This window comes from Rhodanobacter sp. UC4452_H20, assembly GCF_052978205.1.
This window is the reverse complement of sequence record NZ_CM129662.1, coordinates 2,691,286-2,704,010: the sequence shown is the minus strand read 5'-3', so window position 1 is coordinate 2,704,010 and position 12,725 is coordinate 2,691,286. Positions and strand designations below refer to the sequence as shown.

Sequence of the window (12,725 nt, the reverse complement as noted above, 5' to 3'; positions counted from 1 at the left end):
CCTTGGGTGAGCCAAGGAGTTCGCATGTCCAGTACCGATCTCGCCTTGCCCGGGCCGCAGTCCATCGCCGACCCATCGTCGGCGCTGGAAACCGTGTCTCGCCCCCTGCTGCGCGTGGTCCAGCACATCACCGGCATGGAAACCAGTTTCGTGACCGCGATTGACTGGGAAGCGCAGCGGCAAGACGTGCTGTTCAGCCTGAACACCGGGGAGTTGCAGATCGTCGAGAAAAGCCAGACCGCCTGGCATGACTCGATGTGCCGCTCCATGTTCCTCGCCGGCCAGGCGGCCAGCATGGACGTGGGCCGCGACGTGGTGGCCACGGGCGACGCGCAGACAGCGGGCATCAAGAGCTTCGTCGCCGTGCCGATCCTTGCTGGCGACATCACGATCGGCACGGTATGCAGTGCCAGCCGCCGCCCGATCGGGTTGAGCGGGGACCAGGTCGAGGCCTTGCAATGCATTGCCGACGCCGTGCAGCAGCTGCTGCAGATCGAGCTCGAGAAAACCCTTGCGCTGAGACGGGCAACCGCTGCCGAGCAGGAGGCGCGGGAAGCAATCGAAGAGGCCAGCCGGAACGCGGTCGAAGTCGAGCGCATGGCCCACCTGGCGCATACCGACGACCTCACCGGCCTGCCGAACCGGCGCGCGTTCGTCGCCCGCTGGGAGGACACGCTGGCGCGCTCCGGCCGTCTTCATTACGGCATCGGCGTGCTGCTGATCGACGCCGATCGCTTCAAGACGATCAACGACACGATGGGTCACCACATGGGCAACGAGGTGCTGGCCGCCGTCGGTGCATCGCTTCGCCAGGCGGTGCGCGGCGAGGACTTGATTGCACGCCTTGGCGGTGACGAATTTGCCATGGCCATCTGCAGTGCCAGCGGCGAGGAACTGGTCAGCCGGGCGCAGTTGATCCGGCAAAATTTTGCGGCGATTACCGCCGGGCTGGGCGTCGATTCCACGCTCAGCATCGGCATCGCCCACAGCAAGAACGGTTCGCGTCACGAGCTGCTCGCTGCCGCCGACCGGGCGCTGTACCGCAGCAAGGCCGCCGGTGGCGACCGCGCGACACTCTCGGACGGCGACGACACCTGAGCAGCCAACCCTGCCTCAGCGGGCAAGCGCGCCGTAGGCATCCAGCGCCTGCTGGCGCGATTGGCCGAGATCGACCATCGGTGGGGGGTAGCCGCTGCGTTGAAGCAGGGCGGCGTCCTTCCACGGCTCGTGGAGCAGCGCTGCGGGCGCAGCGGCCAGTTCCGGCAACCAGCGGCGCAGGTAGGCGCCATCCGGATCGAACTTGCGTGCTTGCGTCACCGGGTTGAACACGCGGAAGTAGGGCGCCGCGTCGGCGCCGCAGCCGGCCACCCACTGCCAGCCCAGCGTGTTGTTGGCGAGGTCCGCGTCGACCAGGGTGTCCCGGAACCAGCGCGCGCCGTGCTGCCAGTGCTGGCGCAGGTTCTTGGTCAGGAAACTGGCCACGACCATGCGCACGCGGTTGTGCATCCAGCCGGTGTGCCACAGCTCGCGCATGCCGGCGTCGACCAGCGGGACGCCGGTGCGGCCGCGTTGCCAGCGTTCCAGCAAGGCCTGATCCGCGGACGCCCACGGGAAATCGTCGAAGCGCGGATTGAAGTTGTCGGTGGGCGTGTGGGGAAAGTGGTACAGCAGGTGATGGGCGAATTCGCGCCAGCCCAGCTCGCGCAGATACGGCTCGATGTCGGGGCGGCGTGTGGCGTCGGCGGCACGGGCGCGAAGATCGAGTTCGAAGTGGATTTGCCGCGGCGAAATCTCGCCGAAGTGCAGGTGTGGCGACAGCCGCGAGGTGCCATGGCGCGCGGGCAGGTCGCGTGCGTGCGCGTAGTCGCCGATGGCGTCGTCGGCGAATATCTCCAGCAACTCCTGCGCGCCGGCTTCGCCCGGTTGCCAGCTGGCGGCCAGGCCATCGGCCCAGGCGATGCGCGGCAGCAGCTCGAGTGCCGCCAGCGGCAGGCTGCCGGACAAGTCGCGCCAGCCCGGCACGCGTGGCGCGGGCAGCGGTCCGGTCGCCTGCAGTTGCGCACGCAGGTTGCGCCAGTACGGCGTGAACACCTTGTACGGCTGGCCTTGCTGAGTGGCGATCTGCCATGGCTCGCACCACAACGCGGCGTTGTGGCTGTGCACCGCGACGCCGTCGGCCTGCAGGGCGCTCTTGATGCGCGTGTCACGCTCGATCGCGGCCGGCTCGTACAAGCGGTTCCAGTACACCGTGCGTGCACCGCTGCGGTCGATCAGCTCGCGCAGGGTGCCCAGCGGCTCGCCACGACGCAGGTGCAGGGCGGCGCCGGCATCGCGCAAGTCGTGGTCCAGCGCCAACAGCGAATGGTGCAGCCACCAGCGGCTGGCGGCGCCGGTGGAGCCGGCGTCGTCATCGGCATGGATGAAGACCGGCAGCACCCGTGCGTGTTGCGTACAGGCCGCGCTCCACGCCGGGTTGTCGGTGAGGCGCAGGTCGCGCCGGAACAGCACCAGCGCCGTGTCCATCGCGTCGCGCGCGGACACGGTTCTAGAAGCCGAACAGCGGTTGCAGCGTGCGCGCGAGCCAGCCGGAGAACTTCAGCGGCGCATCGGTGGCGGCCACGCAGATGCACGGCACGCCGGGCGAGGTCACCGGCTGGTGCAGGGTTTCGCCGTCCAGGTCGGCCACGTCGCCGGGGCCGAAGTGACCGAGCAGGTCGTCGTAGGCGCCGTCCAGGATCATCGTCAGCTCGCTGCCGCCGTGGCTGTGCAGAGGCAGTTTGCTGCCTGGCGCGATGCGCAGCAGCATCAGGTCGCCGCCAGCGATGCCGCCGGCGCGAATGCGCTGCACGCCCGGCGCCACGCGCTTCCAGCGCAACGCGCGCAGGGACTGGCCGAACCACGGGTGCAGGGCGCGCGGCAGGCGATCGGGATCGCGGGCATCGACGGCCTCGGGCGGCAACGCCGCCTGCCCGGTCTCCGGCTCGGCATCGAGCCGGGCCAGGATCGCGATGCGCGCATCCTCCGCCGGGCCTTCTGCGCGTTGCTGTTGCAGCAGGGCACCGCCGATCTGGTCGGCGTCCCGCAGATGCGCGCGGCACTCCGCGCAGCGTTCCAGATGAGCCGCCGCAACCACCGCCAGCGCGGCGGGCAGGGCGCCGGCGGAATAGCCGATCAGGGTGGCGTCGTCGAGGTGACGATTCGGCTTCATCGCGCGCCCCTCATGCTGCCCTGCAGTTTGGCGAACGAGCGCCGCAGCGAGGATTTGACCGAGCCCAGCGGCATGTCCAGCTCCCGCGCGATCTCGCTGTGGCTTTTGCTTTCTAGGTAACACATGCGAACCAGCTTGGCCTGCACCGGGGGAAGTTGATCGATGGCCTGCTTCAACAGGTCCTGGTCGAAGGAGGATTCGGGCTGCGAGTCGAGCCGGCCGGATTCGAGCTGGTCGAGCTGGTCCAGGCCTTCCTGGATCGGCGACCAGTGCGGTTCCCTGCGCACGTGGTCGATGTAGAGGTTGCGCGCCACGCGATACAGCCAGGTGGCGAGGCTGGCGCGCGCCGGATCGAACATCGCGGCCTTGCGCCACAGCGTCAGCAAGGCCTCCTGCACCAGCTCGTCGGCGATCGATTCGGGCACGCCGAGGTTGCGCAGGTAGCGCTGCAGGCGTGGCGCGAAGTGATCGAAGATGCGCATGAAACTCGCGCGGTCACGCTGCGCGGACACGGCGGCCATCTGCGTCGACCAGTAACGTGCGTCAGGCATGGCGTGGTTCACGGCGGCAGGCACGGGTCGTATCGCCCGAAAGGGCGTCACCTCGGTGGCAGAGCGATCCGGACCCATCATACGCAACTTTCCGCTGGCGACCGGGGCCACATGCCCGACGATCGGACATGCTCCCTGTCACAGGCATACGGCGGGCGCGGCCATTCGGATTCAACCGCATCGAAAATCGCCGGCGAGCGGCCGGGCAAAAGAAAGCCCCGCACGTGGCGGGGCTGTTCCGGTGGTGCGTTGGCGTGCGCCTACTCGACGTCGAGGAACGAGCGCAGCTGTTCGGAGCGGCTCGGGTGGCGCAGCTTGCGCAGCGCCTTGGCCTCGATCTGGCGGATCCGCTCGCGGGTGACGTCGAACTGCTTGCCGACCTCTTCCAGGGTGTGGTCGGTGTTCATGTCGATGCCGAAGCGCATGCGCAGCACCTTGGCCTCCCGCGGGGTGAGCCCGGCGAGCACGTCGCGCACGGTTTCCATCAGGCCGGTCTCGGTGGCCGAGTCGATCGGCGAGCTGGCGTTGCCGTCCTCGATGAAGTCGCCCAGGTGGGAATCCTCGTCGTCGCCGATCGGGGTTTCCATCGAGATCGGTTCCTTCGCGATCTTCAGCACCTTGCGGATCTTGTCCTCGGGCATCTCCATTTCCTTGGCCAGTTCCTCCGGCGTCGCCTCGCGGCCGAACTGCTGCAGCATCTGGCGGGAAATGCGGTTCAACTTGTTGATCGTCTCGATCATGTGCACCGGGATGCGGATGGTGCGCGCCTGGTCGGCGATCGAGCGGGTGATCGCCTGGCGGATCCACCAGGTGGCGTAGGTCGAGAACTTGTAGCCGCGGCGGTATTCGAACTTGTCCACCGCCTTCATCAGGCCGATGTTGCCTTCCTGGATCAGGTCGAGGAACTGCAGGCCGCGGTTGGTGTACTTCTTGGCGATCGAGATCACCAGGCGCAGGTTCGCCTCGACCATTTCCTTCTTGGCGCGCCGGGCCTTGGCCTCGCCCGAGGCCATGGCGCGGTTGATGTCCTTGATGTCGATCAGCGGCAGGAACAGCTTGCGCTCGATCGCGGCCAGCTTCTCCTGCTCGGCGTCGATCGCCTCGCGGTAGATCTTGATGTTCGGCGACCACTTCTGCCGCTTGCGGCTGAGCTCGGCGACCCACTCGAGGTTGCCCTCGTTGCTGGGGAAGGCCTTGATGAACTCGGCCTTGGGCATCTTCACCTGCTTGACGAAGATGTCCAGCAGCACGCGCTCGTGATGGCGGATGTCGCCCACGACCTCGCGCAGCTTGCGCACGAAACCGTCGATCAGCGCGCTGGGCAGCTTGAGCTTGAGGAACTCCTCGGCCATCTGGTCGCGCAGCTTGACGATCTTCTTGTCGGTGATGCTGGCGGCTTTCGGCGCGGCCTTCTGGAACTTGGCGTAGTACTCGCGCAGCAGCTCCATGCGGCGCTTGACCTCCTCCGGGTCCGGACCGGTGGGGCCGGCTTCTTCCTCTTCGCTGGCGTCGTCGGAATCCTCGTCGTCGCCATCGGATTCCTCGTCCAGGCCAAGCTCGGCGGCCTCGGCGGCGGCGGCTTCCTTCTCCTTGCGGGCGAGGTCGGCGGCTTCCTCCAGGTCGAGGAAGCCGGCCAGGATCTCGCTGAGGCGGCGCTTGCCGTCCAGGTGCTGGTCGTATTCCTCCAGCAGCAGCTCGATGGTCAGCGGGAAACTGGCCAGTGCGGTCTGCACCTGGCCCAGGCCTTCCTCGATGCGCTTGGCGATGGCGATCTCGCCCTCGCGGGTGAGCAGCTCGACCGTGCCCATCTCGCGCATGTACATGCGCACCGGGTCGGTGGTGCGGCCCACTTCGGCGTCCACGGCGGAGAGCAGCGCCACGGCCTCTTCGGCGGCGGAGTCGTCATCGCCCGGGCCGCCGCCGGGGGCGGCGCTGTCGGAGATGGTGTCGGTATCCGGCGCGGCGTCATGGACTTCGATGCCGACGCCCTTGAGCACCGCCATGATGTCTTCGATCTGCTCCGGGTCGACGATGTCGTCGGGGAGGTGATCGTTGATCTCGGCGTAGGTCAGATAGCCCTGCTCCAGGCCCTTCGAGATGAGTGCCTTGATTTCCGACTGTTGCTCATGGGGAGCTTTGCTGTTCATGGATTGACCGACCGCCAAAGGGGTGCAAGAACCGGACATTATAGCGATGTGCTGCTTTTCTGACCAGTTTTCAAGTGAAAAATTCTGTCGTCTGCCGCGTCGGACGACACGCAAAATTCGAGCCAGACCGCGGTGTTGGCGCTGTCTGCGGGGTGCCGCGCGGCACCTCGGTCAGGCAGTGTCCAGCCAGAAGGTGACCGGGCCGTCGTTGACCAGCTGGACCACCATATGGGCACCGAAGCGTCCGGTTTCCACCCTCGGATGGGCAACCCGCGCCAGTCCCAGCAGGTAGTCAAACCAGTGGCGCGCATGCTCGGGCGCGGCGGCGCGGGTGAAGCTGGGGCGCATCCCCGAGCGGGTGTCGGCGGCCAGGGTGAACTGGCTGACCAGCAGCAGGCCGCCGCCGGTGTCGCGCAGCGAGCGGTTCATGCGGCCGGCATCGTCGGCGAACACGCGGTAGCCGAGCAACCGTTCCAGCATGCGCCGGGCCTGCGCCTCGCCATCCTCCGGCTGCACCGCGACCAGCGCGAGCAGGCCGGCGTCGATCGCGCCGACGGTCTCGTCCTCGACCTGCACGCTGGCGGAGGTCACGCGCTGGATGAGGGAGATCATGGGGTGGCCGGGATTGGGGAATCGGGAATGGGAAAAGCATAGCGCCCGGCGGCTGATGCCACGCAGTCGGGCGAGCCCATCCGGTGCGCGCCTGACTATTCCCATTCCCGATTCCCCATTTCCGGCCCAGCTACACTTTCGCTCATGCGTTTCGACATCTACATGATCTATCTGCTGTTGCGCCTGTTGGCGCTGTTGCCGTTGCGGGCGCTGCATGGCGTCGGGGCGGGGCTGGGGCGGCTGGTGCTGTGGCGCGGGGGGCGCACGGCCCATCACACCGCGGTGAACCTGCGGATCGCGCGGCCGTTGTCGGACGCGGTGCGCCAGCGCGAGCTGCTGCGCGAGGTGATGGGCGAGAGCGGCAAGTCGATCACCGAGATCGTCAAGGTGTGGGGCGGTGGCGCCGAACGTGCGCTGGATCTGGTGCGCGAGGTGCGCGGTGAGGCGCTGCTCGATGCCGCGCTGGCGGCGGGCAGGGGCGTGATCATTGCCGCGCCGCACCTGGGCTGCTGGGAGTTGCTGAACTACTGGCTGTGCCGCAAGACGCCGATGGCGATCCTGTACCGGCCGCCGCGCATCGCCGCCATCGAGGGCCTGCTGCGCAAGGTGCGCGGGGCGCTGGCACCCGAGCAGATCCGCGCCGACGGCGCCGGCGTGCGCGCCTTGTACAAGCGCGTGGCCGCCGGCGGCGCGGTGGGCATCCTGCCTGACCAGAAGCCGCGCGCGGGCGAGGGGCGGCTGGCGCCGTTCTTCGGCCGCGATGCGCTGACCATGGTGCTGCTGCCGCGGCTGGCCGCACGCACCGGCGCCACGGTGCTGTTCGCCTTCGCCGAACGCTTGCCCGCCGGCGCGGGCTACCGCATCCACCTGCGCGAGGCGCCGCCCGGCATCGCCGATGCCGACCCGCAGGTCGCCTGCACGGCGCTCAATCGCGGCGTGCAGGATTGCGTCGAGCAAGCGTTCGCGCAGTACCAGTGGCAGTACAAGCGCTGGTCGGCGGTGGGCCTGGTCAGTCCGTACGACGACGAGAGGCGTCAGGACTGAGCCGCGTCGCCCGGCGCGGGCGATTTCTCCAGCCGGCGCAGGAACACGGTCATCTCCTTTTCGGCCTGCTTGTCGCCGCGTGCGCCGGCGGCGGCGATGCCGCGACGCCAGGCGTCGGCCGCCGAGGCGAGCTCGCCGCTGGCGAGCCGGGCCTTGCCCAACAGTTTCCACGCGGCCGAATAGGTCGGGTCGAACTCCAGCGCGCGTTCGAGTGCTGCCACCGCACCGGCGGCGTCGCCCGCATCAAGCAGGGCGCTGCCCAGCGAGTAGCGCAGCAGCGCGCCATCGCGCGGGCCGTCGCATTGGCGGCGCAGGTTGTCGAGCAGGGCGTTCAAGGCAGGCGGTAGCGGCGTTCGTCGGCCGGATAGAGCTGGGTCGGCTGTGCCGGTTCCGGCGGCGTGTGGCCGGCGCGCAGATCGGCCAGCGAACTGGCCGTCCAGATCACCACCCACGACGAGCGGAACGGCTGCGCCAGCAAGGCGTAGCGCAGGTCGGCCGGGGTCAGGTGGTCCGGCCGGTCGACCACCAGCGCATCGGGATGCGCGCGTGCGTAATCGGCCAGCGCCTGGTCGCCGTACAGCTCGGTGATCGGCCGGGTCAGCCGGCCGGCGAAGTGGAACTCGCCGGCGTAGCTGCCCATGAAGGCCAGCGGGTGGCCGGCCTGCTCGGCGCGGCCCAGCAGTTCGGCCGACGGGCGCAGGTCCCAGCGCGGCCACAGGGTCAGCGTGAACAGCGCATTCAGCGCGAACACGCCGATCAGCCCGGCCACCGCCAGCCGGCGCAGCTCGCCGCGGCCGCGCATCAGCAGCAGGATGCCGAGCAGCAGGAAGATCACGCTGAAGTAGCGGCTGTACGGCGCGACCGTGTGCGCCCAGTCGCCCTGCACGACGGCGTGCTCCACCAGCATGGGCAGCGCGAACAGCAGCAGCGCGAAGACGATCCCCCCCACGCCCAGCGGCCAGGTGCCGAGCGCGTAATGGTTGGCCAGCGCGGCGCGGCGCTCGCGCAGCACGGCGATCGCACCGGCCATCAGCAGAGCCACGCCGGCCAGCTCCGGCAGCGGGTAATACAGCTGCTTGCCGCTGATCAGCGAGAACACCACGAATGCGGGAACCAGCCAGCACAGCGCGAAGCGCAGGCCCGATTCCAGCGGCCGGCGCAGCCCGGCCACGGCCACCCACGCGCGCGGCCAGCCGCTGAACGGGAACAACAGCACCGGCAACCAAAGCACGTAGAACCAGAACGGTTCGGCGTGGTTCTGCAGATCCTTGCCTTCGGACAGCTTGTCGACCACGCGCCCTGCGGTCTGGGTGAAGAACAGCCGTTCGCGATAGGCGTCCCCCCCGACCAGGCCGGCCGGCAACGCCCATGCCAGCAGCATCGCGCCGCCGAGCAACAGCGACAGCACGCCGGAGCCGTACCAGCGCGCGCGATGCTCGCGCGCCCATTCGTTCCACAGCGGCCCGAGCAGCCACGGGAAGGCGACGTGCAGCAGCATCACCGGGCCCTTGGTCAGCAACCCCAGCCCCACGCAGACACCGAACAGCAGCCAGCGCGGTTCGACCCGTCGCGGCTTCGGCGTAAGGCACAGCAGCGCGGCCAGCACCCAGACCGCCAGCAGCACGTCGTACATGATCTGCAAGGCGAACAGGAACGCGTAGCCGAACGCCAGCAGCATCCACGGCGCGGCCTTGGCCATCCACGGCCGGTGCGGGAACAGCCGCCGCGCCAGCAGCGACACCAGCACCAGCTGCGCGCCGCCGAACAGCACCTCCAGCACGCGCGGCCACACGTCGCTGACGCCGAACACGAACCAGCCGGCCTCGATCAGCCAGAACAGCAGCGGCGCCTTCTCGCTGTACGGCGCGCCGTTGATGTGCGGCACCAGCCACTGGCCATGGCTGAACATGTCCCAGGCCACCGCCAGCGTGCGGGTGGAATACAGCGGCATCGGGCCGTGCGCGAAGATCGCCAGCAGCGCCACCAGCATCCACAGCGGCAGCCACGGCCAGACCGCGCGCAGGTGTTCGGAACGGCTGAAGGAGCTGGGCGGCACGGGGTGCACTCGCGGTGGGAGAGAGAGATTCTAGCCTGCGACCGGATCAGGGCATCGCTAGGCCGGACCCCAGTAGCCGATGCGGCGACGCAGTTTCAGCTTGCGCCACAGGTTGAGCGGCTTGCGCCGGCGGTTGCGACCGCCGCGGGCGAGGAAGGCGTCGATCGCGTCAAGCACGCGCTCGCTGGAGCGGCCGTCGCGGCGCGGATGGATGGCGTTGCCGTAGTCGGCGATCGCCTGCATCAGTTCCGGCGGCCGCGCCAGCGCGCGTTCGATCGCCGGCTCGAAGTCCTTCGCGTCGTCGATGTCGAGCAACTGCGGCCCGGGGCGCCGGTTCTTGAATGTCACCACCGGCTTGCCGGTGAGCAGGAACTCGTTGAGCGCCGAGGAGGTATCCGAGCACATCATGTCGACTTGCGGGAACAGCTCCAGGATGTTGTCGTTCTCGGCGAAGGTGAGGTACTCGTTCTGCAGCGCCTTGAACTTCGCCGTGGTCTCCGGGTTCATCTTCGGATGGAAGGTGACGATCCAGTGCCAGCGACCGTCGCGCGACAACCGCTTCACTTCCTCGTACAGCGTCTCGGCGGCACTCCACGACGGCGAAAAGGTGGAGTGGTAGAGGATCACCGGCGGCCGGCGCACCGGCGGCAGCGGACCGGCGATCTCGCGCATGAACGGGTCGAGCTTGGGCCAGCCGGTCTCGGTCACCGTGAAGTGGCCGAGCCGGTCCGCCAGCGCCTGGAACTGGGCGGTATCGCGTGGACCGGTGGTGCAGTACAGATCGAAGAAACCGCGGATGTAGATGTGGCGCGGCTTGCCCGCATCGAAACCGTGGAACACCTCGACCTTCACGCCGGTGAAGAAATGCGGCAGGTGATTGCCCGGGGTCAGCACGGCGTCGGGCTTCCATGCGCGCACGCCGGCCACGTCGAGCAGGCGCTCGCCCTCGACCAGATCCTCGGCGCCGGGGCCGTCGAAAAACCACGCCGCCTCGCCGCCGCGGGCGCGCACCGCCTCCTGCAGCGGGCGCAGGATGGCCAGCGCGTAGCGCTCGGAGCCGTACATCAGATAGCGTCTGGGACTGTTCATTCGATGCTCGCGCCCTGCGCGCGCAGCGCGCTGGCGGCCTGTTCGACGGATGCCGGGTTGCGCGTCATCTCGTAGTAGCGCATGCGCTTGTACAGCGCGTAGCTGGCGGCGGTCTGCGCGATCACGAAGCCGCGCCAGCCATCCAGGCAGGCCAGCCGGAACAGGTAATCCTTGAGGAAAGCCAGCGCGTAGACGAACGGCGCCTGCCACATCCGCGCCGGCTTGCCCTTGTCCAGCCAGTCGCGGCATTTCAGCTCGGCGTACTGCAGCACCTTGAGCTGCTTGTGCACCAGGGTCGGGTTGTTGGTGTGCAGGAAGCTGCCGCGCAGGGTGGGCGCGGGGCCATCGAACTGCAGCGATTCGTGCACGCGCGCATCGCTCCAGCGCGCGCGGCCGCGGTGGTACAGGCGGGCCATGCGCTCGCCCGTGGCTGGCCGGTACCAGCGCATCGGCGCGCCCATGTAGACCGTGCTGCGGCGCAGGTACGCGGCGGCAGCGTGGCCGGCCATCAGTGCGGGCAGGCGCCGCTGCAGTTCGTCGGCGAGGTCGCCGCCGAGGTATTCGTCGGCGTCCAGGACCAGGATCCAGTCGTGCGCGCACTGGCCGGCGGCGAAATTGCGCTGCGGCCCGAAACCCAGCCAGTCCTGGTGGACGACGCGCGCGCCATGCGCCTGCGCGATCGCCACGGTGTCGTCGTCGCTGCCGCAATCGACGACCAGTTTCTCGGCGGCAAACGGCACGCTGTCCAGGCAGCGGGCGATGTGGGCCGCCTCGTTGCGGGTGATCACGGCGAGGGTCAGGGGAAACGCGGGCATGGCGGCGATTCTAGCCGAATCATGCGAGTGGTCCGCCGCTGCGTTATGCTGTGAATGCGGAGTGAATTCCGTGGCTGGCGTGCGATTGGAGGGATTCCGGACGCCGCAGCCTCCTGGAGCGGTTGCCGTGGGACGGCGTAAGGGGCGCAGGGCGCCCACAGTCAGCGTCAGGTTCGCCGCAAGCCGGATATCGGCGCGGATCGTCCGACGCGAGACATGGAAGCGGAACATCGCGTCCGCCAGCGGCCGGAGGCCGCATCCAATGCAGTCTTCATGTACCGCTGTGGGGGGCATGCCATGCGCATCAGTGTTGCCGTGATCACCTATAACTGGCCCGAGGCGCTGGAACTGGTGCTGCGCGCGCTGGCCAGCCAGACCGAACTGCCGCACGAGGTGATCGTCACCGACGACGGCTCGCGCCCGGCCACCAGCGAACTGCTGCGACGCCTGGCGCACGACTATCCGGTGCGGCTGGTGCACCTGTGGCAGCCCGACGACGGCGCGCGCATGAGTCGCGCGCGCAACCGCGCAATCGCCGCCGCGCAGGGCGACTACATCATCCTGCTCGACGGCGACATGGTGGTCGAGCGGCATTTCATCGCCGACCATCGCCGCTTCGCCCGGCGCGGCTGCTTCACCCAGGGTTCGCGCGTGCTCACCGATGCCCGCTCGGTGCAGGAGATGCTGGGCCGCGGGCCGACCTTTCCGGATTTCTTCCGCCGCGGCATCGACCGTCGCCGCCACACCGTGCGCCTCCCGCTGCTCGCCCATCTGTTCGCCCGTCCGAGCATGCGCCAGCGTGGCATCAAGAGTTGCAACATGGGTTTCTGGCGCGACGACCTGTTGCGCCTCAACGGTTTCAACGAAGCGATGACCGGCTGGGGTCGCGAGGATACCGAACTGGCCGTGCGCGCCTTCCACGCCGGGCTGCTGCGCCGCGACCTGCGCCTGGGCGCGCTGGCGGTCCATCTCTACCACCCCACCCGCAAGCACCTGGTGGACAACCCCAACGACCGCATCCTGGCCGAGACGCGGCAGCGCAACCTCGTTCGTTGCGAACGCGGCGTCGAGCAGTACCGCGACGAGTTTGCCGTCGCGCCGCTCGACCTGCGCGCGGTCGTTGCACCGACCCCGTTGCGGCCATCGATGCACGTGGGTCACGTGGCCGCGCCACCGGCCGCCGCCACTGCGTAGGACAGTCGT

At 68.8% G+C, this 12,725-nt stretch carries 12 protein-coding genes; 3 read left to right on the top strand and 9 right to left on the bottom strand.

Annotated features, from left to right (window positions below; all coding sequences use genetic code 11):
- The first annotated feature begins 24 nt into the window (after nucleotides 1-24).
- Complete coding sequence (locus tag ACVCMC_RS12710; protein WP_447097542.1) at nucleotides 25-1,098, top strand: sensor domain-containing diguanylate cyclase; 1,074 nt, start codon at nucleotides 25-27, stop codon at nucleotides 1,096-1,098.
- Between the two features lie 15 nt (nucleotides 1,099-1,113).
- Here ACVCMC_RS12710 and ACVCMC_RS12705 read toward each other — a convergent pair whose 3' ends face one another.
- The 5 genes from ACVCMC_RS12705 to dtd all read right to left on the bottom strand — a co-directional run bounded on the left by ACVCMC_RS12705 (nucleotide 1,114) and on the right by dtd (nucleotide 6,518).
- The gene (locus tag ACVCMC_RS12705) at nucleotides 1,114-2,523 is read right to left on the bottom strand and encodes a cryptochrome/photolyase family protein (protein WP_395121312.1); all 1,410 of its coding nucleotides are present in this window, start codon (nucleotides 2,521-2,523) and stop codon (nucleotides 1,114-1,116) included.
- Nucleotides 2,524-2,545: 22 nt separating this feature from the next.
- Nucleotides 2,546-3,208 (bottom strand): ChrR family anti-sigma-E factor, encoded by a 663-nt coding sequence (locus tag ACVCMC_RS12700; RefSeq protein WP_395120977.1) that lies wholly within the window; start codon nucleotides 3,206-3,208, stop codon nucleotides 2,546-2,548.
- Nucleotides 3,205-3,759 (bottom strand): sigma-70 family RNA polymerase sigma factor, encoded by a 555-nt coding sequence (locus ACVCMC_RS12695; RefSeq protein WP_395120978.1) that lies wholly within the window; start codon nucleotides 3,757-3,759, stop codon nucleotides 3,205-3,207. Before ACVCMC_RS12695 ends, ACVCMC_RS12700 begins: the two co-directional genes overlap by 4 nt.
- Nucleotides 3,760-4,019: 260 nt before the next feature.
- On the bottom strand, nucleotides 4,020-5,906 hold the full coding sequence (gene rpoD / locus ACVCMC_RS12690) for an RNA polymerase sigma factor RpoD (RefSeq protein WP_447097541.1): 1,887 nt from the start codon (nucleotides 5,904-5,906) through the stop codon (nucleotides 4,020-4,022).
- Between the two features lie 171 nt (nucleotides 5,907-6,077).
- On the bottom strand, nucleotides 6,078-6,518 hold the full coding sequence (dtd, locus tag ACVCMC_RS12685) for a D-aminoacyl-tRNA deacylase (protein WP_395120980.1): 441 nt from the start codon (nucleotides 6,516-6,518) through the stop codon (nucleotides 6,078-6,080).
- Nucleotides 6,519-6,662: 144 nt separating this feature from the next.
- On the opposite strand from dtd, the gene ACVCMC_RS12680 reads away from it, so the two are divergent.
- A complete protein-coding gene (locus tag ACVCMC_RS12680; protein WP_447097540.1) occupies nucleotides 6,663-7,562 on the top strand; it encodes an LpxL/LpxP family acyltransferase in 900 nt (299 codons plus the stop codon).
- Here ACVCMC_RS12680 and ACVCMC_RS12675 read toward each other — a convergent pair.
- The 4 genes from ACVCMC_RS12675 to ACVCMC_RS12660 are packed head-to-tail and all read right to left on the bottom strand — an operon-like array spanning nucleotide 7,553 to nucleotide 11,522.
- Nucleotides 7,553-7,897 carry a tetratricopeptide repeat protein gene (locus ACVCMC_RS12675; RefSeq protein ID WP_447097539.1) on the bottom strand — a complete coding sequence of 115 codons (345 nt, stop codon included), beginning with the start codon at nucleotides 7,895-7,897 and terminating at the stop codon, nucleotides 7,553-7,555. The genes ACVCMC_RS12680 and ACVCMC_RS12675 overlap by 10 nt on opposite strands.
- On the bottom strand, nucleotides 7,894-9,618 hold the full coding sequence (locus ACVCMC_RS12670) for an ArnT family glycosyltransferase (protein WP_395120983.1): 1,725 nt from the start codon (nucleotides 9,616-9,618) through the stop codon (nucleotides 7,894-7,896). Before ACVCMC_RS12670 ends, ACVCMC_RS12675 begins: the two co-directional genes overlap by 4 nt.
- A gap of 57 nt (nucleotides 9,619-9,675) precedes the next feature.
- Complete coding sequence (locus ACVCMC_RS12665; RefSeq protein WP_447097538.1) at nucleotides 9,676-10,707, bottom strand: CDP-glycerol glycerophosphotransferase family protein; 1,032 nt, start codon at nucleotides 10,705-10,707, stop codon at nucleotides 9,676-9,678.
- Nucleotides 10,704-11,522, bottom strand: a complete 819-nt coding sequence (locus ACVCMC_RS12660) for a glycosyltransferase family 2 protein (protein WP_447097537.1) — start codon at nucleotides 11,520-11,522, stop codon at nucleotides 10,704-10,706. Before ACVCMC_RS12660 ends, ACVCMC_RS12665 begins: the two co-directional genes overlap by 4 nt.
- A 297-nt stretch (nucleotides 11,523-11,819) precedes the next feature.
- On the opposite strand from ACVCMC_RS12660, the gene ACVCMC_RS12655 reads away from it, so the two are divergent.
- Nucleotides 11,820-12,716 carry a glycosyltransferase family 2 protein gene (locus tag ACVCMC_RS12655; RefSeq protein WP_447097536.1) on the top strand — a complete coding sequence of 299 codons (897 nt, stop codon included), beginning with the start codon at nucleotides 11,820-11,822 and terminating at the stop codon, nucleotides 12,714-12,716.
- Nucleotides 12,717-12,725: the final 9 nt, after the last annotated feature.